This is a genomic window from Mycetocola zhadangensis (assembly GCF_003668565.1).
Taxonomy (GTDB): Bacteria; Actinomycetota; Actinomycetes; order Actinomycetales; family Microbacteriaceae; genus Mycetocola_A; species Mycetocola_A zhadangensis.
Genome location: NZ_RCWJ01000001.1, coordinates 1,037,949 through 1,058,471, shown reverse-complemented (window position 1 = coordinate 1,058,471; position 20,523 = coordinate 1,037,949). Strand labels below are relative to the sequence as shown.

The 20,523-nt window shown below is 61.7% G+C and carries 18 protein-coding genes; 4 read left to right on the top strand and 14 right to left on the bottom strand.

Going from position 1 to position 20,523, the window contains the following annotated elements; all coding sequences use genetic code 11:
* Nucleotides 1-31 precede the first annotated feature (31 nt).
* The 3 genes from zwf to pgl are packed head-to-tail and all read left to right on the top strand — an operon-like array spanning nt 32 to nt 3,312.
* Complete coding sequence (gene zwf / locus D9V28_RS05095) at nt 32-1,576, top strand: glucose-6-phosphate dehydrogenase (protein WP_121658568.1); 1,545 nt, start codon at nt 32-34, stop codon at nt 1,574-1,576.
* Nucleotides 1,573-2,541 (top strand): glucose-6-phosphate dehydrogenase assembly protein OpcA, encoded by a 969-nt coding sequence (locus D9V28_RS05090; protein WP_121658567.1) that lies wholly within the window; start codon nt 1,573-1,575, stop codon nt 2,539-2,541. Before zwf ends, D9V28_RS05090 begins: the two co-directional genes overlap by 4 nt.
* Complete coding sequence (pgl, locus tag D9V28_RS05085) at nt 2,542-3,312, top strand: 6-phosphogluconolactonase (RefSeq protein WP_121658566.1); 771 nt, start codon at nt 2,542-2,544, stop codon at nt 3,310-3,312.
* A 75-nt stretch (nt 3,313-3,387) separates the two neighbouring features.
* Here the strand turns inward: pgl and D9V28_RS05080 are convergent, their stop codons facing one another.
* The 10 genes from D9V28_RS05080 to uvrA all read right to left on the bottom strand — a co-directional run bounded on the left by D9V28_RS05080 (nt 3,388) and on the right by uvrA (nt 14,717).
* The gene (locus D9V28_RS05080; RefSeq protein WP_121658565.1) at nt 3,388-3,750 is read right to left on the bottom strand and encodes an RNA polymerase-binding protein RbpA; all 363 of its coding nucleotides are present in this window, start codon (nt 3,748-3,750) and stop codon (nt 3,388-3,390) included.
* Between the two features lie 8 nt (nt 3,751-3,758).
* Nucleotides 3,759-4,010, bottom strand: coding sequence for a preprotein translocase subunit SecG (gene secG / locus D9V28_RS05075; protein ID WP_121658564.1), 252 nt, complete (start codon nt 4,008-4,010; stop codon nt 3,759-3,761).
* A 70-nt stretch (nt 4,011-4,080) separates the two neighbouring features.
* Nucleotides 4,081-4,869 carry a triose-phosphate isomerase gene (tpiA, locus tag D9V28_RS05070; protein ID WP_121658563.1) on the bottom strand — a complete coding sequence of 263 codons (789 nt, stop codon included), beginning with the start codon at nt 4,867-4,869 and terminating at the stop codon, nt 4,081-4,083.
* On the bottom strand, nt 4,860-6,074 hold the full coding sequence (locus tag D9V28_RS05065) for a phosphoglycerate kinase (RefSeq protein ID WP_121658562.1): 1,215 nt from the start codon (nt 6,072-6,074) through the stop codon (nt 4,860-4,862). The genes tpiA and D9V28_RS05065 overlap by 10 nt, the downstream gene beginning before the upstream one ends.
* Nucleotides 6,075-6,090: 16 nt before the next feature.
* Entirely contained in the window at nt 6,091-7,095 is a 1,005-nt protein-coding gene (gap, locus tag D9V28_RS05060) for a type I glyceraldehyde-3-phosphate dehydrogenase (protein WP_121658561.1), read from the bottom strand.
* A 101-nt stretch (nt 7,096-7,196) separates the two neighbouring features.
* Entirely contained in the window at nt 7,197-7,823 is a 627-nt protein-coding gene (locus D9V28_RS05055) for a superoxide dismutase (RefSeq protein WP_121658560.1), read from the bottom strand.
* Between the two features lie 100 nt (nt 7,824-7,923).
* The gene (gene whiA, locus D9V28_RS05050; RefSeq protein ID WP_121658559.1) at nt 7,924-8,904 is read right to left on the bottom strand and encodes a DNA-binding protein WhiA; all 981 of its coding nucleotides are present in this window, start codon (nt 8,902-8,904) and stop codon (nt 7,924-7,926) included.
* Nucleotides 8,905-8,977: 73 nt separating this feature from the next.
* Entirely contained in the window at nt 8,978-9,856 is an 879-nt protein-coding gene (gene rapZ, locus D9V28_RS05045) for an RNase adapter RapZ (protein ID WP_121658558.1), read from the bottom strand.
* 55 nt (nt 9,857-9,911) lie between these two features.
* Nucleotides 9,912-11,825 carry an excinuclease ABC subunit UvrC gene (gene uvrC, locus D9V28_RS05040; RefSeq protein ID WP_121658557.1) on the bottom strand — a complete coding sequence of 638 codons (1,914 nt, stop codon included), beginning with the start codon at nt 11,823-11,825 and terminating at the stop codon, nt 9,912-9,914.
* Nucleotides 11,826-14,717: an excinuclease ABC subunit UvrA gene (uvrA, locus tag D9V28_RS05035; RefSeq protein WP_121658556.1), complete on the bottom strand. Its 2,892-nt coding sequence runs from the start codon at nt 14,715-14,717 to the stop codon at nt 11,826-11,828.
* A gap of 59 nt (nt 14,718-14,776) precedes the next feature.
* Here uvrA and D9V28_RS05030 point away from each other — a divergent pair, with 59 nt between their 5' ends.
* Nucleotides 14,777-15,433 (top strand): protein-L-isoaspartate(D-aspartate) O-methyltransferase, encoded by a 657-nt coding sequence (locus D9V28_RS05030; RefSeq protein ID WP_229727725.1) that lies wholly within the window; start codon nt 14,777-14,779, stop codon nt 15,431-15,433.
* An 8-nt stretch (nt 15,434-15,441) separates the two neighbouring features.
* On the opposite strand, the gene uvrB is transcribed toward D9V28_RS05030, so the two are convergent.
* From uvrB to rpsA, 4 genes are all read right to left on the bottom strand, one after another.
* A complete protein-coding gene (uvrB, locus tag D9V28_RS05025; RefSeq protein WP_121658555.1) occupies nt 15,442-17,502 on the bottom strand; it encodes an excinuclease ABC subunit UvrB in 2,061 nt (686 codons plus the stop codon).
* A gap of 9 nt (nt 17,503-17,511) precedes the next feature.
* Nucleotides 17,512-18,153: a dephospho-CoA kinase gene (gene coaE / locus D9V28_RS05020; RefSeq protein WP_121658554.1), complete on the bottom strand. Its 642-nt coding sequence runs from the start codon at nt 18,151-18,153 to the stop codon at nt 17,512-17,514.
* Nucleotides 18,154-18,180: 27 nt separating this feature from the next.
* Complete coding sequence (locus tag D9V28_RS05015) at nt 18,181-18,840, bottom strand: TetR/AcrR family transcriptional regulator (RefSeq protein ID WP_183086425.1); 660 nt, start codon at nt 18,838-18,840, stop codon at nt 18,181-18,183.
* Between the two features lie 168 nt (nt 18,841-19,008).
* Nucleotides 19,009-20,454, bottom strand: coding sequence for a 30S ribosomal protein S1 (gene rpsA / locus D9V28_RS05010; protein ID WP_121658552.1), 1,446 nt, complete (start codon nt 20,452-20,454; stop codon nt 19,009-19,011).
* Between the last annotated feature and the right edge of the window lie 69 nt (nt 20,455-20,523).

Sequence of the window (20,523 nt, the reverse complement as noted above, 5' to 3'; positions counted from 1 at the left end):
CACGTGCCTTACGGCCGTATCTAGGAGCTGTATGTCCCCCGTGGATATCACCCCCGAGTTCAACCCACTTCGGGTGGACTCAGACCGCCGTCTCAATCGCATCGCGGGTCCGAGCGGCCTCATCATCTTCGGCGTGACAGGTGACCTGTCCCGCAAGAAGCTGATGCCGGCTGTCTACGACCTCGCGAACCGCGGCCTCCTGCCGCCCGGCTTCTCGCTCGTCGGTTTTGCCAGACGGGACTGGGAAGACCAGGACTTCATGGAGGTCGTGCACGAGGCTGTGAAGTCATACGCACGCACGGAATACCGTGAGGAGGTGTGGCAGCAGCTCGCCCAGGGCATCCGTTTCGTTCCTGGTGAATTCGGTGACGAGCAGGCGTTTGTGAAGCTGAAGGAAACCATTGATCTTCTGGACGCGGAACGCGGCACCATGGGGAATCACGCGTTCTACCTGTCGATTCCTCCGAAGGCATTCCCGGAGGTCACCGAACAGCTGCGGCGTTCGGGAATGGCAGATGCCAAAGACGGTGAGTGGCGACGCGTGGTAATCGAGAAGCCATTCGGGTCCGACCTGAAGACGGCTCGAGAACTCAACGCTGTCGTCGAATCGGTCTTTCCGCCGGACTCGGTGTTCCGGATCGACCACTACCTGGGTAAGGAAACGGTCCAAAACATCCTGGCGCTCCGGTTCGCCAACCAGATGTTCGAGCCGATCTGGAATGCACACTATGTCGACCATGTGCAGATCAGCATGGCCGAGGACATCGGTGTGGGCGGTCGGGCCGGTTACTACGACGGGATCGGCGCGGCCCGCGACGTCATCCAGAATCACATTCTCCAGCTCCTCGCGCTCACGGCGATGGAAGAGCCGCTCTCATTCGACGCCGCTGACCTTCGAGCCGAGAAGGAGAAGGTGCTTGCGGCGGTCAGCCTGCCGGAAGACCTCAGCACGGCGACCGCCCGCGGGCAGTATGCCGGCGGCTGGCAGGGCGGCGAGAACGTTCCCGGCTTCCTCGAGGAGGAAGGCATGAACCCGGAATCGACCACCGAGACCTTCGCGGCCATGCGCCTCGACATCAAGACCCGGCGCTGGGACGGTGTGCCGTTCTACCTGCGTGCTGGCAAGCGTCTCGGCCGCCGCGTGACGGAAATCGCCGTGGTCTTCAAACGCGCACCGCAGTTTCTTTTTGCCGAAAGCCAGACCTCCGAGCTGGGCCAGAACGCGCTTGTCATTCGTGTTCAGCCTGATGAGGGTGTCACCATTCGTTTCGGTTCCAAGGTGCCGGGTGCCGGTACGCAGGTGCGCGACGTCACCATGGACTTCGGATACGGCCACGCGTTCACCGAGGCAAGCCCTGAAGCATACGAGCGCCTCATCCTCGATGTGCTCCTCGGCGACCCGCCCCTGTTCCCCCGTCACCAGGAAGTCGAACTGTCCTGGAAGATCCTCGACCCGATCGAGGAGTACTGGGCACGACAGGGCGGACCCCTCGAGCAGTATCAGCCAGGCTCATGGGGCCCGGCTTCAGCAGATGAACTACTTGCCCGCGACGGCAGAGTTTGGAGACGTCCATGATCGTCGACCTGCCAGACACGACAACAAGCAAGGTCTCGAAGAAGCTCGTCACTCTGCGCGAAGACGGCGGCGTCGTCTCGCTCGGACGTGTCCTCACCCTCGTGATCGTTTCCCAACTGGGTGAGGAAGAGGAAGCCATCGAGGCCGCGAATGACGCCTCACGTGAGCACCCAATGCGCGTGCTCGTGCTCTCCCGCATCCCCGCTGACAATGAGGGTGGCGCCAAACCTGCTCGCATCGATGCTGAGATTCGCGTCGGCGGCGATGCCGGCGCAAGCGAGGTCATCATTCTTCGCGCGTACGGTGACGCAGCGAGCAACGAAGACAGCCTGATCAATGGACTGCTCCTGCCCGACGCGCCCGTCGTCGCCTGGTGGCCGATCGAAGCTCCGGCCGATGTGTCTCGCACGGCGATCGGTCGCATCGCACAGAGAAGAATTACGGATGCATCGGAGCACGAAGACCCGCACGCTGCACTTCTCGAAATTGCCAAGTCGTATGCCCCCGGCGACACTGATTTCGCATGGACCCGGTTGACACTGTGGCGTGCGCAGCTCGCCGCCGTGCTCGACCAGCCACCGTACGAACCGGTGACGGCTGTCACTGTCTCGGGAGCGTCAGACTCGGCTTCCACGGTGCTGCTTGCCGCGTGGCTTCGGATGCAACTGCAGGTGCCGATTATCCAGGAGCTCACACCACGCGGGTCAGGTGACACCGGAATTCACGGCGTAACGCTGTCTCGCCCGAGCGGTGACATCGTGCTTGAGCGTCCAACGGACAACGTTGCCAAGCTCACCCAGCCCAACCAGCCAATCCACGAACTCGCACTCCCCCGCCGCAGCCTGCGTGACTGCCTCGCGGAGGAACTGCGCCGACTCGATCCCGATCCGTTGTACGGTGAAGTGATCACCAAGGGGCTCGTTCAACTCGAGAACGAAGCCCTTGCACCGGAAGGTACCAACTGAATGACGAATGAACGCCGAGTGCTTGTTGCCACGGACAGCGACGCCCTCGCTGCATCCATCGCGGCACGATTCCTCACCAAGACCGTCGATCTGCTCGACGAACTCGAGTTCGTCAACGTAGTCCTCGAGGGAGGCCGGGTTGCGATCAAGGTGCTTGAGAGCATCAACGCATCACCGGCACGCGACAGCGTCGACTGGACCCGAGTGCACTTCTGGTGGGGCGACGAGCGCTGGGTGCCTGCGGATGACCCCGAGCGCAACGATGGCAAGGCACGTCGCGCACTTCTCGACCACATCGAGATCCCGGCTGAAAACGTCCACAGCTATCCCGCCTCTGATTCGGGCATCGATCTTGACGAGGCCGCGCGGAGCTATGCGGCCACCCTGGCCGAGTACGGCACAGGTGAGAACGGTCTCCCCCGATTCGACATCACCTTTTTGGGAGTCGGTCCTGACGGACACACCGCATCGCTGTTCCCCGACCGGCAGGAAGTACTCGAACGCGAGGCGACTGTCGTCGCCGTCCGGGACTCCCCCAAGCCGCCGGCTGAGCGGCTCAGCCTGACGCGGCACGTGATCAACTCGTCGCAGCGCATCTGGGTGGAACTCTCCGGTGCAGACAAAGCGTCGGTTCTTGGTCTCGCTCTCGCGGGTGCTGCCTACAGCGAGGTGCCCATCGCCGGCATGAAGGGCCGCAAACGTACGGTCTTCTTTGTTGACCAGCAGGCGGCATCCGAGGTTCCTGAGAACCTCATCGCCCCGACCTACTAGGCCATACCAAACGCCAGACATAGGAAAAGCCCCTGTCCTCGGACAGGGGCTTTTCCTATGTCTCTTGAGCGTGCCTTACGCGGATGCGGTTCCGCGGCGAGCACGCAGGGCCTGAAGTGCCTCATCGAGGAGAGCTTCTGCCTCTTCCTCCGTACGACGTTCCTTCACGTAAGCGAGGTGCGTCTTGTACGGCTCCAGCTTTGCGACCTCAGGCGGGTTCGCCTGGTCCCTTCCGGCAGGAAGACCTGACGAGGGGCTGTCGATTGTCTCGGGGATCTCTTCATCAGGGAGGCTTGCGGAGAAATACCGCACAGTCTCGTTTCCGAGTGCGTCCCAGTACGAGACCGCGACGCGATCCGCGTGGAACCCGTGATCCTGTTCGCCCATGGGGCCAGCGCCAACGCGCGAACCTCGAATTGCACTACCACCGGCAGCCATATGTACTCCTACGCACCCGTCGAGAACTTGGTGATGAGACCAAGCGCAACAATTGAACTGAACCAGACCAGTCCGAGCACAACGGTGAACCGGTTCAGGTTTCGCTCAGCGACCCCGGATGAACCGAGGTTTGAACCCATTCCGCCACCGAACATGTCGGACAGTCCGCCACCACGACCCTTGTGCAAAAGGATGAGGAAAGTGAGCAGGAGGCTCGTTATACCGAGCACAACCTGCAGAACGACCTGAAGTATCTCCACAAAGGACCTTTCACGTGGGCGGCCCATGATTCCATGGACCGCCCCCAATTATAGCCTGAGGCCCGTCCGGCTAAACGCCGACGTGCTTCTGGTATCGCACAATGCTGGAGAACTCGTTGAGATCCAGGCTCGCGCCACCGACAAGGGCACCATCGACGTTGGGCTCACGCATGAAACCAGCGATGTTCGCAGCCTTCACACTTCCGCCGTAGAGGATGCGGGTTTTGGCGGCGACGTCTTCCCCGAGAGTCTCGCGGAGTTCGGCGCGCAGCGCCGCAGCGACCTGCTCAGCCTGCTCCGGAGTTGCAGCCTGCCCGGATCCAATCGCCCACACCGGCTCGTACGCAACGACGATATCCGCCGTCGCCGAGACGCCGGAGAGCGCGGCCTTCAGCTGGGCTACCGGAACCGCACTCGGGCCGTGCTTCTCAAGGTCCTCAGAGGTCTCGCCGACACAGATGATCGGAACGAGGTTGTGCTTGAGCGCAGCGGAGACCTTCGCAGCCACCTGTTCGTCGCTCTCCGAGTGGAGGGTGCGACGTTCGGAGTGACCGATCAGGACGTATGCGCACTCGAGGGCCTTCAGGAAGGCTCCGGAAATCTCGCCGGTGTACGCACCCGAGTCGTGTTCGGACAGGTCCTGGGCGCCGAAGGCGATCGGGAGCTTGTCCGCCGAGACGAGCGTCTGCACACTGCGAAGATCGGTGAATGGAGGGAAGACGGCAACCTCGACACTCGCGTCGTCGTGCTTAGCGTCGGCGAGGCTCCACGCCAGCTTTTGCACGAACGCGATCGACTGCAGGTGATCGAGGTTCATCTTCCAGTTGCCCGCAATGAGCGGAACGCGATTTACTGCCATCCCAAAACCTCCAGTCCAGGAAGACGTTTGCCTTCGAGGAATTCGAGGCTCGCACCGCCTCCGGTTGATATGTGTCCAAACTGTGCGTCGTCAAAGCCCAGGGCACGGACCGCCGCGGCTGAATCGCCGCCACCGACGACACTGAGGCCGTCGGTTTCGGTGAGCGCCTGAGCGACAGTCTTCGTTCCCGCCGCGAACGGCTCGAGCTCGAAGACGCCCATCGGGCCGTTCCAGAACACTGTCTTCGATGAGCTGATGATGCCCGCGAAACGCTCAGCGGTCTCAGGCCCGATGTCGAGTCCGAGACCGGAGGCACCGAATGCGGTGTCCTCGATGGCGTCTGCCGGCTGGACGACGTGCTCAGCATCCGCACCGAACTTGCTGGCTACGACGACGTCGGTCGGGAGGATGATCTCCACACCCAGCTTCTCGGCCTCGGCCAGATAGTTCTTCACTGTGTCGATTTGATCGGCTTCGAGCAAGCTCGCACCGACCTTGTGACCCTGTGCTGCGAGGAACGTGAAGAGCATTCCGCCACCGATGAGCAGCGTGTTCACCCGTGGGAGGAGGTGACCGATGACTCCCAGCTTGTCGGAGACCTTCGATCCACCGAGTACCACGGTGTATGGGCGCTCGGGTGACTCAGTGAGACGGTCGAGCACAGTGAGCTCGGCCGTGATCAGTTCGCCAGCCGCGCTTGGCAGCAAGCTCGGGAGCTCATACACGCTCGCCTGCTTGCGGTGCACGACGCCAAATCCGTCTGAGACGAAAGCGTCGCCGAATGCAGCGAGCTTTTCTGCGAACGCTGCGCGTTCCGATTCGACCTTGCTGGTCTCCCCCGGGTTGAAACGGAGGTTCTCGAGAACAGTGATTTGTCCGTCGGAAAGATTGCTGACAGCATCCGTCGCCGATTGTCCAACAGTGTCGGTCGCGAAGGTGACCTCGGAACCCAAGAGTTCGGAGAGGCGCTGCGCGACCGGCGCGAGGCTGTACTGGGCATCGGGGGCGCCGTCGGGACGGCCCAGGTGGGACACAACGACGACGCGTGCTCCCTGGTTGAGGAGCGTGTTGAGTGTGGGAAGCGACGCACGCACGCGCCCGTCGTCGGTGATGACCCCGTCCTTGAGAGGAACGTTGAGGTCACACCGAACGACGACGCGCTTGCCTGCGAGCGAGCCCAGCGATTCGAGAGTGCGAAGCGGCACGGCTAGCCCAGGACCCTTAGAGACGGTCAGCGACGTACTCGGTGAGGTCGACGAGACGGTTGGAGTAGCCCCACTCGTTGTCGTACCAGCTGACGAGCTTGACCTGGTTGCCCATGACGCGCAGGAGGCCAGCGTCGAAGATTGAGGAGTGCGGGTCGGTGACGATGTCACTCGAGACGATCTCGTCTTCGGTGTAGAGCAGGATTCCCTTGAGGGGGCCCTCTGCGGCTGCCTTGTACGCTGCCTTAACCTCGTCAACCGTGACCGGGCGTGAGGACTCGACGGTGAGGTCGGTGATCGAGCCGGTGGGTACCGGTACGCGAAGTGCGAAGCCGTCAAGCTTGCCCTTGAGCTCGGGGAGAACGAGGCCAATGGCCTTTGCCGCACCGGTGGAGGTCGGAACGATGTTCACAGCTGCCGCGCGTGCGCGACGGAGGTCGCTGTGCGGGCCGTCCTGCAGGTTCTGGTCAGCGGTGTACGCGTGGACCGTGGTCATGAGACCGCGCTCGATGCCGAACTCGTCGTTGAACACCTTGGCGAGCGGAGCGAGGCAGTTCGTGGTGCACGATGCGTTCGAGATGATGTGGTGGTTCTCGGGGTCGTAGAGGTCCTCGTTCACGCCCATGACGAAGGTGGCGTCTTCACCCTTGGCCGGAGCCGAGATGAGGACCTTCTTCGCGCCAGCATCGATGTGCTTCTTGGCATCAGCGGCGTTGGTGAAGAAACCTGTGGACTCGATGACGATGTCGACACCAAGCTCGCCCCACGGGAGGTTCGCGGGGTCGCGCTCCGAGTAGACCTTGATGGCCTTGCCGTTGACGACGATCTTCTCTTCGTCGAACTCCACTGTGGCGTCGAGACGGCCGGTGATGGAGTCGTACTTCAGCAGGTGGGCAAGTGTCTTGTTGTCAGTGAGGTCGTTGACAGCAACGATCTCAAGGTCGCTGCCCTTGGCAAGCGCTGCGCGGAAGTAGTTGCGGCCAATGCGGCCGAACCCGTTAATACCGATCTTTACGGACAAGGATCTCTCCTGTTTCTCGAGCGCCGAAGCGCTTCTCTATTGTGCTGATGGAACAAGGTATATGGTGCGCTGTCCGGGGAATCAGACAGGCAAAGTCGGGACTACGAGAGTAGCAGCAGGCCTTTGGTCTGCTCACGAGCGGCGACGAAGCGGGCCTGCACGTTCTCCCAGTTGGTGATGTTCCAGAAGGCCTTCACGTAGTCGGCGCGTACGTTCTTGTAGTCGAGGTAGTACGCGTGCTCCCAGACGTCAAGCATGAGCAGCGGAATGGTGCCGGCCGCGAAGTTCGACTGCTGGTCGAAGAACTGCTGGATGATGAGTCGCTGGCCGATGGAGTCCCACGCGAGGACGGACCAGCCGGAACCCTGGACGCCAAGGGCCGTAGCCGTGAAGTGGGCGCGGAACTTGTCGAATGATCCGAAGAAATCATCGATGGCAGCGGCCAACTCACCCGTCGGCTTGTCTCCACCGTTCGGGGACATGTTGGTCCAGAAAATCGAGTGATTGACGTGACCGCCGAGGTTAAAGGCGAGATCCTTCTCGAGCTTGTTCACGTACGCGAGATTGTCTGAGTCGCGAGCTTCGGCAAGCTGGGCGATGGCGGTGTTCGCACCTGTGACGTAGGTCTGGTGGTGCTTCGAGTGGTGGAGCTCCATGATGGCGCCCGAGATGCTCGGCTCAAGCGCCGAGTAGTCGTATGCGAGTTCAGGGAGGGTGTATTCAGCCATTTATATTTCTCCTCTTTGTGTGTCGCCAGCGCGCCTGGATCCAGTCCGGGCGACCTCATCAGTCTAGTCAGGTCGACTGATTGCGCGATTGTGTTGGGTGTTACACCTCGTCATAGTCCGGTGGCAGATTGGCATCAGTTCCGGGAAGTCCGAGGTCTGTTGCGCGTTTGTCTGCCATCGCGAGCAACCGACGGATACGCCCGGCGATGGCGTCCTTTGTCATCGGAGGATCGGCGTAGTGCCCGAGCTCGTCGAGGCTGGCTTCGCGGTGGCTGAGCCGAAGCTCACCGGCATATCGGAGGTGATCGGGAATGTCGTCGGCGAGGATCTCCATGGCACGCTCCACGCGGGCACACGCCGCGACTGCAGCCTGAGCCGATCGGCGCAGGTTAGCGTCGTCGAAGTTGACTAGGCGGTTGGCCGTTGCACGGACCTCGCGACGCTGGCGAAGCTCTTCCCACGCCTTCACTGTGCCGTGCGCGCCCATAAGAACCAGCATGGCGCTGATGGCTTCACCGTCACGAATGACGACTCGATGAACTCCGCGTACCTCGCGTGCCTTTGCCTGGACACCAAGTCGCCCGGCTGCTCCGACTAGCGCCATGGCGCTCTCGTTACCTGGGCAGGTGATCTCGAGCGCAGCAGAACGACCGGGGTCGGTGAGCGAGCCGGCAGCGAGGAAGGCGCCTCGCCACACGGCGGCGAGCTCGGCGCGTGAACCGGTGGTCAGGCGGTTGGGCAGCCCACGAATCGGACGCCGCCGAGCGTCGAGCAGTCCGGTCTGCCTGGCAAGGGTCTCGCCGCCGTCAACGACACGCACGAGGTAGTACTCGCCGCGCCGGGACGTCGAGGGGCTGACTGAGGTGACCTCACTTCGTACTCCGTACAGTTCGGCGAGGGCTTTACGAACCCGCCGGGCGAGGTGTGGTGTGTCAAGTTCGCTCTCGACCGCGATCCGGCTGGAGATCAGGTGAAGCCCACCGCTGAAGCGCAGGGTGGACGTGAGCTCGGCAGCGCGTACCGTCGTCTTTTCTTCAACGATGTCGGCCAGTTCTTCTTTGACCTCAGCTGTCAGTGCCAAGCGGGGTCCAATCTCATTCGTGTCTGTTGTTGTTCCTGGCGGGAACGGCTTGATGCCGTTCGATCCGCGTGTGCTATTCCTTGCCGAGGTCGCGGTGTTTGACGTTCACGGCCACTCCGGGGAGCATCCTCAGTTTGTCGGCGAGCACATTCGCGAGCGCCACTGACCTGTGTTTTCCGCCGGTGCAGCCGATGGCGAACGTCGCAAAACGCTTGCTCTCTCGCTGGTACCCGTGCAACACCGGCGCGAGGGCCGCCGCGTACGCGTCAGTGAACTCGGATGCGCCTGCCTGGCCGAGTACGTAGTCTCTGACCTCGGGGTCGAGTCCAGTATGCGCCCGCAGCTCGGGAACCCAAAACGGATTTGGGAGGAAACGTGCGTCCGCGATCATGTCGGCATCAAACGGGGCCCCATATTTGAACCCGAAACTCATGACTGTCAGTTTGACGCCCGGAGTGCCTTCTGCCGCGAACAGGTCGGCGACGCTGTTGGCGAGCTGGTGGACGTTGAGGTCCGAGGTGTCGATCACCATATCGCTCGACTCGCGAATCGTCGACAGCCTGGCCCGCTCGGTGGCAATGCCGTCGAGGATTGTTCCCCCGCCCTGGAGCGGATGAGGCCTGCGAACAGCGTCAAACCGTCGAACCAGTGCCGAGTCGGTTGCGTCGAGGAAAAGAACACGGAGTTTGGTGCCGTCGCGGAGTGACTGGATCATCTGTTGCAGGTCAGTGAAAAAGTCACGGCCTCGTACGTCAACGACGGCAGCGATCCGCGGCAGCGCCCCTTCGGCCCGGCCGGCCAGATCGACGAGAGGGCGCAGCATTTGCGGTGGCAGGTTGTCTACGACGTACCAGTCGAGATCTTCCAGCGCATTGGCTACCGTCGAGCGCCCTGCGCCAGACATTCCCGTGACAATCAAAACTTCCTGGGTGGGGATCTCTTGGTCTGTCACTCTTCACTCTCCGCTTCGCTCGATCGGACGTTGCCGTCGGGCTGGACTTACTAGCCTACCGACTGTTCGCACCAGCGCGGCTTGAAAGGGTGTCCGCGATGGTTTGTGCGAGGGCGGGGCCCACCCCTTTGACCGCTGCAATGTCGTCTGGTGTCGCGTCACGCATTGCCGCAACCGAGCCGAAATGCACGAGTAACGCCTTGACGCGTGCCGGGCCAAGGCCGGGGATCTCGGTCAGCACGCTTGCGATGTCACGTTTACGCTTGGTGCGCTGGTAGGTGATAGCGAACCTGTGTGCTTCATCGCGGGCCCGCTGGAGGAGGAACAGGGCCTCCGAGTTGCGGGGCAGGATGACGGGATAGTCGTTGTCTGGCAGCCAGATCTCCTCGAGGCGCTTCGCCATACCCACCAGTTGGATATCGGTCCGGCCTGACTCCACGAGCGCGCGCTGAGCCGCCTGCACCTGAGGCTGGCCGCCATCAACGATCAGCAGTTGTGGCGGGTACGCGAATTTCTTGCGCTTCACGTCATCGGCGACCACTTCGTCTGTCGTCGGGTCAACAGTTGGTTCGACGGTTTCCGGCTCCCTGAGATAGGCGAGGCGCCGCGTGAGGACCTGATAGATCGAGTCGGTGTCGTCGGTGGAGCTGGGGATACTGAACCGGCGATAGTGATCCTTTCGAGCCAGGCCGTCTTCAAAGACGACCATCGACGCGACGATGTTGGTGCCGGAAAGGTGTGAGACGTCGTAGCACTCGATGCGGAGCGGGGCCTGCTCCATCCCTATGGCTTCCTGGATGTCCGTGAGCGCCTGGGAGCGCGCAACGAAATCAGCGGTGCGACGCATCTTGTAGAGCTGAAGCGCATTCTTGGCGTTGACATTCGCGGTCTGCATGAGCGCCGCTTTCTCGCCGCGCTGCGCGGTTTTCAACTTGACCCGCCCCTTACCACGGATCTCAGCGAGCCAGGTTTCCAGCTCGGCGGCGTCCTCAGGGAGCTCGGGAACGATCACTTCCTTGGGAACCTCAGTGGCAGCGCCGTCGTAGGCGCGCTGGAGGATGCTGTCGACCAGTTCCGCCGTCGACAGGTCGAGTTCCTTGTCGACGGTCCACGAGCGCACTCCTCGAATTCGTCCGCCGCGCACGAGAAACTGCTGCACGGCCGCGGACAATTCGTCGTGCTCCACACCGAACAGGTCGGCGTCAACCGAATCGTTGAGGACGACGGCGCTCTTCTCGAGAACTGCTTCGAGAGCCTGGAGGCGGTCGCGATATCGAGCAGCACTCTCGTAGTCCTGCGCGGCCGCCGCTTCCTTCATCTTCTTCGTGGCATCCGTCACAAATCGGCGATCGTTACCGGCCATGAAACTGATGAAATCGTTGACCATGGCGCGATGCTCTTCGAGCGTCACCTTGCCTGAGCATGGCCCGCCGCAGCGCCCGATCTGGCCCGGAAAACAGGGCTTGCCCGACTGCGTAGCTCGCTTGTAGCTCGAGTCCGAGCACGTGCGGATTGGGAATGCCTTGATCATCAGGTCGATCGTGTCGTGAACTGCCCAGATCTTGGGATACGGGCCGAAGTATTTGGCTCCCTTGATCCGCGGGTTTCGCGTGACGAGCACCCTGGGCGCTTCATCGCCCAGGGTGATCGCCATGTACGGATAGGTCTTGTCGTCCCGAAACTTCACATTGAAGGGCGGATCGAACTCTTTGATCCAGGTGTATTCGAGCTGCAGGGCTTCGATATCGCTTCCGACGACCGTCCACTCCACGCTCGACGCCGTCGTGACCATCCGTCGGGTGCGCTCGTGGAGCGTCCGCAACGGGGCGAAGTAATTGCTCAGCCGCGCCCGCAGGTTTTTGGCTTTACCGACGTACAGCACTCGGGAGTTCTCATCGCGAAACCTGTAGACGCCGGGGGTCGTCGGAATTTCACCGGGTTTGGGCCGGTAACTCAGTGGTGGTGCCACCTATCCCGCCTTACGCGCCTGAACTTCTTCGGCCTCGAGAACTTCGTTGAGGTAGAAACCTGTGTGGCTCTTCTTTACCTTCGCGATCTTCTCGGGCGTGCCGGTCGCGAGAACCTTGCCTCCGCCTGCACCGCCCTCGGGTCCGATGTCGATGATCCAGTCCGCCGACTTGATCACGTCGAGGTTGTGCTCGATGACGACAACGGTGTTGCCCTTGTCGACAAGGCTGTTCAGCACGAGGAGAAGTTTACGAACGTCTTCGAAGTGCAAACCGGTTGTCGGCTCGTCCAGCACGTAGATGCTGCGCCCGTTGGTGCGCTTCTGGAGCTCTGTCGCCAGCTTCACGCGCTGAGCCTCACCACCGGACAGGGTGGTTGCGCTCTGGCCGAGGCGAACGTACCCAAGCCCGACCTCGACCAGGGTCTTCAGGAAGCGGTGGATCGACGTGATCGCTTCGAAGAAGTCGGCGGCCTCGGCGATCGGCATGTCGAGCACCTCGGCGATGTTCTTGCCCTTGTAGTGCACCGACAGTGTCTCGCGGTTGTACCGGGCTCCCCCACAAACCTCACATGCCACGTAGACGTCGGGCAGGAAGTTCATCTCGATCTTGATGGTGCCGTCGCCGGAGCATGCCTCGCAGCGGCCTCCCTTGACGTTGAAGCTGAATCGGCCGGGCAGGTAGCCCCTCGCTTTCGCTTCCGTCGTCTCGGAAAAGAGCGTGCGGATACGATCGAAGACGCCGGTGTAGGTGGCAGGGTTGGACCGTGGCGTACGCCCGATGGGTGCCTGGTCAACATGGATAACCTTGTCGAGCTGGTCGATACCAGTGACACGGGTGTGCTTGCCCGGTACTTTTCGAGCGCCATTGAGCTTATTGGCGAGAACGCGGTAGAGGATGTCGTTGACCAGCGACGACTTTCCTGAGCCGCTCACCCCGGTGACCGCCGTGAATGTTCCCAAAGGGAAGTCGACGTTGATCTTGCGCAGGTTGTTAGCTTCGGCGCCGATGACAGAGATCATCCGGTTGGGGTCGACAGGGCGACGGATGTCTGGAATCGCGATTTCTTTTCGGCCAGACAGGTAATCACCGGTGAGTGACTCCGGGTTGTCGAGCAAGTCTTCGTATGATCCCGAGTGCACGACACGACCACCGTTGACGCCCGCTCCGGGTCCGATGTCGACAACCCAGTCCGCCGTTCGGATGGTGTCTTCGTCGTGCTCGACGACGATGAGCGTATTGCCCAGATCCCGCAGGGTCACGAGGGTCTCGATCAGGCGACGGTTATCCCGCTGGTGGAGGCCGATGCTCGGCTCGTCGAGGACATAGAGTACTCCGGTCAGACCGGAGCCGATCTGCGTTGCGAGGCGGATGCGCTGGGCTTCACCACCGGACAATGAGCCGGCCGTTCGTGACAGGTTCAGGTAGTTCAGGCCGACCTGGATGAGGAAGTCGAGGCGGAGCTTGATCTCGCGCAGCACCTGCGCGGCGATGGTTGACTCTCGCGCCGACAGCTCCATCTGGTCCATGAACGCTCGTGCGTCTGTGAGGCTCAGCTGAGCCACATCCGCGATGTTCTCGCCGTGGATGAGTACAGACAACACCTCGGGCTTGAGGCGCTTCCCGTCACAGACGGGGCAGGGGATCTCGCGAAGGTACTCGCCCCACCTGGCTCGCTGAACATCTGTCTCAGCCTGTGCGTACTGGCGTTCGATGTACGGCATGACGCCCTCGAAGCCCGAGGTGTAGCTGACCTCACGGCCGTAGCGGTTCTTCCACTTGACCTTGACCTTGAAGTTCTCGCCGCGGAGGACCGCTTCCTGGACCTTCTTGGGCAGTTCGCTCCACGGTGTGCGAAGCGAGAAATCGAGGTCTCGCGCCAATCCGTCGAGGAGTTTTTCGTAGTACTGGTAGAGGCCCTTCCCCTGTGTCGTCCAGGGGATGATGACGCCCTCGTCGATGCTGAGGCTGGGGTCGCCGATGAGGAGGTCGGCGTCGACGGACATACGGGTGCCGAGCCCGGAACATTCGGGGCAGGCGCCGAACGGAGCGTTGAAGCTGAACGTGCGCGGTTCGATCTCGGTCAATTGGATCGAGTGATTGTTGGGGCAGGACAGCTTCTCGCTGAACGTGCGCACCGAATCGGGTCCTTCTTCGTCGACGAGTTTGATTTCTACGATGCCGTCGGTGAGGCGCAGGGCAGTCTCGAGTGAATCGGTCAGTCTGCTCAGTGCATCAGGACCGGCTACCAGCCGGTCGACTACAACGGAGATGTCGTGTTTGTAAGACTTCTTCAGCGTGGGCGGCTCGGAGAGCTGAATTTGCTCGCCGTCGACGACCGCGCGGGCATATCCGCTTGCAGCGAGCTCTTTGAAGAGGTCAACGAACTCGCCCTTTTTCTGTGAAACGACAGGGCTCATCACCATGTAGCGTGTGCCGGTTTCGAGCTCCATGAGCTGGTCGGCAATCTGCTGGACGGTCTGTCGCTGAATCGGTTGGCCGCACTCGGGGCAGTGCGGAATCCCGATGCGCGCCCAGAGCAGGCGCATGTAGTCGTACACCTCGGTGATCGTGCCCACAGTCGAACGTGGGTTGCGGTTGGTCGACTTCTGGTCGATCGACACGGCAGGGCTGAGGCCCTCGATGAAGTCGACATCGGGCCTGTCGACCTGGCCAAGGAACTGTCGGGCGTATGCAGACAGTGATTCGACGTACCGGCGCTGACCTTCAGCGAAAATTGTGTCGAAGGCAAGCGACGACTTTCCTGACCCGGACAGCCCGGTGAACACGACCAGGGAATCGCGCGGGATATCCAGATCCACATTGCGTAAGTTGTGAACGCGCGCTCCGCGGACACTGAGTTTTGACGTTGAATTTACCTTCGTTATCGACACCTCAGAAGTCTACGATGACCCGCTGACATCAAGCTGGGCACGGGAGCACAATGAGACCCATGTACGACTTTCGTCGACTGCGGGAGCGGATGGTTTCGGAACAACTCGAGTCCCGCGGTATTCGGGACGAGCGAGTTCTCGACGCTATGCGACGGGTGCCTCGCGAGGAGTTCGTACGGCAGAGCACGAGACGCAACGCCTACGAAGATCACCCGCTGCCGATCGATGAAGGACAAACGATCTCTCAGCCCTACATCGTTGCGTTGACGCTTCAGGCCGCACAGCTTGCAGAAACCGACTGCGTGCTCGACGTGGGGACCGGCTCCGGCTACGCAGCAGCAGTCGCAGCGGAGCTCGCGGGGCGCGTTATCTCGATCGAACGCCACCCGGAACTCGCCGCCGCCGCGGAATCGGTACTCAAACGGCTCGGCTGCGACAGAGTCACCGTCATTGTAGGCGACGGCACGCTGGGCTACCCCGACCTGGCGCCATTCGACGCGATCGTTGCCGCCGCGGCCGGGCCTCGCATCCCCGCCCCGTGGGTGCACCAACTTGCGGTCGGCGGTCGCATTGTGATGCCCATCGGCGACTCCCGATTTGGCCAGGCTCTCACCAGGGCGACCAAGTCATCGGACGGAGCCCTCCGGCGGGAGAACCTGGGTGCTGTCGCGTTCGTGCCTCTCATCGGTGAGTACGGAGTTTCCGACCGGAGCTGACGAGCGGGTTAGAGGTGCCCTGCCTTCTCCATCTGCCGCAGATCACGTTTGAGGTCTGAGAGCTCGTCGCGGAGTCGCGCCGCCAGCTCGAACTTGAGTTCAGCGGCCGCCGTCAGCATCTGGTCGTTGAGGTCGGCGATGATCGACTCGAGCTGGTCTGCGCCCTCCCCCGCAATTCCCTGCCGTTTGAGCCGCGGTGTTGGGCTCTTCTTCTTCGCGTCGCGACCAGCCAACATCTTTGCGGTGTCTGCACCTTCGCGCGCGAGTACCTCCGTGATGTCTGCAATGCGCTTCCGAAGAGGCGTTGGGTCGATGCCGTGTTCGAGGTTGTAGGCGATCTGGGTGTCGCGGCGCCGGGTGGTCTCGTCGATTGCCCGCTTCATGGAGTCCGTCAGGACATCGGCGTACATGTGAACTTCGCCCGACACGTTTCGGGCTGCACGACCGATGGTCTGAATGAGTGATGTCGACGAGCGCAGGAAGCCTTCTTTATCTGCGTCGAGGATGGCGACAAGCGAGACCTCAGGGAGGTCGAGTCCCTCACGGAGGAGGTTGATGCCCACCAGGACGTCGTATATGCCCGCCCTCAGTTCGCTCAGAAGCTCAACACGGCGAAGCGTGTCGACATCGGAGTGCAGGTAGCGCACACGAACGCCGGCCTCGGTCAGGAAGTCGGTCAGCTCCTCCGCCATCTTCTTGGTCAGCGTCGTCACCAGGATGCGCTCGTCGCGGCTGGTGCGAATCCTGATCTCTTCGAGCAGGTCGTCGATCTGGCCGTGTGATGGCTTCACAATGATCTGAGGGTCGACGAGCCCTGTCGGCCGAATGATCTGCTCGACGATTCCGTCGGCGATGCCCATCTCGTAGCGCCCAGGGGTCGCCGAGAGGTACACCGTCTGTCCAACACGATCTTTGAACTCGTTCCACTTCAGTGGCCGGTTGTCCAGGGCGCTCGGCAAGCGGAAGCCGTGCTCAACGAGCGTGCGCTTCCGGGAAGAGTCACCCTCGTACATTGCGCCGATCTGCGGCACCGTGACATGCGACTCGTCGATGACGACGAGGAAATCGTCGGGGAAATAGTCGATAAGGCAGTGCGGTGCCTCCCCCGGTCCACGGGCTTCCATGTGGCGAGAGTAGTTCTCGATTCCGGAGCAGAATCCGATCTGCTGCATCATCTCGAGATCGAACGTGGTTCGCATCCGGAGTCGCTGTGCCTCCAGCAGCTTGCCTTGGCGTTCAAGCTCGGCGAGGCGCTGCTCCAACTCTTCCTGAATCGTCCCGATAGCCCGCTGCATGACGTCAGTGCTTGCAACGTAGTGCGAGCCCGGGAAGATCGAGACGTTGTCGAGCTTGCGAACGATGTCTCCCGTGAGCGGGTGGAGCGAGTACAGGCCCTCAATCTCGTCGCCAAACATCTCGATACGAATGGCGAGTTCTTCATAGACCGGGATGATCTCGATCGTGTCGCCGCGGACACGGAAGTTGCCGCGCGAGAAGTCGACGTCGTTGCGGTTGTACTGCATCGAAATGAACTTGCGGATGAGCCAGTCACGGTCGAGCCGCATGCCCACCTGCAGAGCCATCATCGCGTCGAGGTATTGCTCTGGTGTGCCGAGGCCATAGATGCACGACACCGTGGAGACCACGATGACGTCCCTCCGCGAAAGGAGCGAGTTGGTGGTCGAGTGCCTGAGCCTCTCCACCTCCGCGTTCACGGATGAGTCTTTTTCAATGAATGTGTCGGTCTGCGGAACATACGCTTCGGGCTGGTAATAGTCGTAGTAGGACACGAAGTATTCGACAGCGTTGTTCGGCATGAGCTCACGAAATTCGTTGGCCAGCTGCGCGGCGAGCGTTTTGTTGTGGGCGAGCACCAGCGTCGGACGCTGGACTGCTTCGATCAGCCAGGCCGTCGTCGCGGACTTTCCGGTACCGGTCGCACCGAGCAGGACGACGTCGGTCTCACCTGCGTTTATTCTCGCGCTGAGCTCGGCGATGGCCTTCGGCTGGTCACCTGAGGGCGAGTATTCACTGACGACTTCAAAGGGGTGAACTGCGCGGGTTGCCATAGTTCGAGTTTAGGCACCGCCACTGACATTGCTGCCCTTGGGGCCGTCGCTTGACTTTTCGATCAGCTTGGCCCAGAGGTCGTTGGCCTGGCGAAGGGTCTCAGCGAGAGTACCGTCTGTATCGATGACCACGTCGGCGAGAGCAAGCCTCTCCTCGTCACTGGCTTGCACTCCGATGCGTCGGTCAGCCTCCTCCGGGCTCATCCCGCGGAGGGACACCAGGCGCTCCCGGCGTGTGCCAGCGTCAGCGTGCGCGACGACGATCAGGTCGTACGAGCGGGGCAGCTTCGCCTCGGCGAGCAACGGGACGTCGTAGACGATCACAGCGCCAGGGTCTTTTGAGGTGGCTTCCGCGATGCGTTTCTCGGTGAGCGCTCGAACGGCTGGGTGCACGATGCCGTTGAGGGTAGCGAGCGCCTTCGGGTCAGAAAAGACCAGCGCACCAAGCGCAGCGCGATTGAGCCGACCATCTTCGGCAATCACATTTTCGCCGAAAGCGTCCCGGATCAGGTCGAGGGCCGCTGTACCCGGCTCGACAGCATCTCGAGCGAGTTGATCTGCGTCGATATGAACCGCGCCCAGACCAGCGAGGTGGCGGGCGATTGTGGACTTTCCGGAGCCGATTCCCCCGGTGAGGCCGACGAGGAACATACGTACCTTTCGGGAACTGGCTGTCGCCTAGACGGCGGGAACCAGGTGGCCTTCGAGGTAGGCGATGGGCACAGCGCGAGCTTCCTGGAGAAGCCAGGAATCGCCATCCGGTGACTGGTCGAACGCGAGGCGCTGCAGTGCGCGGGACAGCTCGACCGCAACACTCACGTGCCCGCGCCAGCGCTCATCACCGGGGAAGTCGAACTGCGACAGCATCTTCACAACTGCGGCAACGTACTCGCGCTGGCTGCGGCTGTACTGCTCTTGGCTGTCCTCGTCTCCGAGAATCCGATACTGCGTGGCCTTGAATCCCGGAATTGTGCGACGCGCGACGACGGATGTATCCATCATGATGCCGAGAGCGTCTTGCCAGGTGTCCGGCTTTTCCTCAAGCAAACGATCGATGCACAGGGCCACAAACTGGTCCTGCATGTACTGGTAGACACCGATCATGAGTGCGATGCGATCGGGGAAGAACCGGTAAACGGTGCCAATCGCCATCTCGGCGCGCTTCGCGACCTCGGCCGTTGTCACCCCGGCGTGTCCGGATTCGTCAATGATCTGTCCGCAGACCCGAAGAATCGACTCGAGACTCTGCCTGCTGCGTTCCTGCTGCGGATTGTTTCTCAGTGACTTCTCGGCGGACGTGTCCGTTTCGAGGTACTGCTTCAGGGATTCAACGTCCACGTCGCACCTTCGAATAGTGTTTGGGCTTTGATGTCGGCAATCGGCCGCGCCGCAACGTTATCAGCGGATTCCTCGGGGAAGCTGGAGGCGCTCCGACCGCGCTTCGTGTTGCGTGGGCCGAAAAAACTGGCCGGCCCCAGGTGGAGCCGGCCAGTTTTCGGGTGTTGCTTAGGAGTTGCTCGAGAGCTTCTCGCGAAGAGCCGCGAGGGACTCGTCGTCAGCAAGGGTTCCTGCGCCTGCGGTCTCGCTCGAGAACGAGGATCCGGCGGCCGGAGCCGCTGCTGCTGCCTCTTCGACAGCTGCGGAAGCGACAACCTGCTTCTTGTGAGCTTCCCAGCGAGCCTGGGCTGCAGCGTAGTCCTGCTCCCACTTCTCGCGCTGGGTCTCGAAGCCCTCTTTCCACTCGTTGGTCTCGGCGTCGAAGCCCTCAGGGTACTTGTAGTTGCCCTGCTCGTCGTACTCCGTGAGCATTCCGTAGAGTGCCGGGTCGAACTCGGTGCCCTCGGGGTCGACACCCTCGTTGGCCTGCTTGAGGCTCAGCGAGATGCGGCGACGCTCGAGGTCGATGTCGATGACCTTGACGAAGACCTCGTCGCCAACCGAAACGACCTGCTCGGCGAGTTCAACGTGCTTGCCGCTGAGCTCGGAGATGTGAACGAGGCCTTCGATGCCGTCTGCGACGCGAACGAACGCACCGAACGGAACGAGCTTGGTGACCTTGCCCGGTGCAACCTGGCCGATGGCGTGGGTGCGGGCAAAGACCTGCCACGGGTCTTCCTGCGTCGCCTTGAGCGACAGGGAGACACGCTCGCGCTCGAGGTCGACCTCGAGGATCTCGACGGTGACCTCCTGGCCAACCTCGACAACCTCAGATGCGTGCTCGATGTGCTTCCAGCTGAGCTCGGAGACGTGAACCAGACCGTCAACGCCACCGAGGTCGACGAACGCACCGAAGTTGACGATCGACGAGACGATGCCCTTGCGGACCTGTCCCTTCTGGAGGTTGTTGAGGAACGTGGTGCGGCTCTCGGACTGAGTCTGCTCGAGGAGCGCGCGACGCGAAAGCACAACGTTGTTGCGGTTCTTGTCGAGCTCGAGGATCTTGGCCTCGATCTCCTGGCCGAGGTACGGAGTCAGGTCGCGAACGCGGCGAAGCTCGATGAGCGATGCCGGCAGGAAGCCACGGAGTCCGATGTCGACGATAAGTCCACCCTTGACGACCTCGATGACCGAACCGGTCACGACGCCATCGGTTTCCTTGATCTTCTCAACGTCGCCCCACGCACGCTCGTACTGTGCGCGCTTCTTGGACAGGATGAGGCGGCCTTCTTTGTCTTCCTTCTGGAGGACGAGGGCTTCAACCGTGTCGCCGACCTGAACAACTTCGCTCGGGTCAACGTCATGCTTGATGGAAAGTTCGCGCGAGGGAATGACACCCTCGGTCTTGTAGCCAACGTCGAGGAGAACCTCGTCGCGGTCGATCTTCACGACTGTGCCTTCGATGAGGTCACCGTCGTTGAAGAACTTCAGGGTTTTTTCGACCGCGGCCAGGAAGTCTTCAGCCGATCCGATGTCGTTGATAGCGACCTGCTTGGCGGTCGTTGCGGTTGTCATGTAGTAGTTGCTCCAGTGAGGACATATTTCGGGCCGTGCGCGACCTTCCATAATCAAGGGATCATCGAA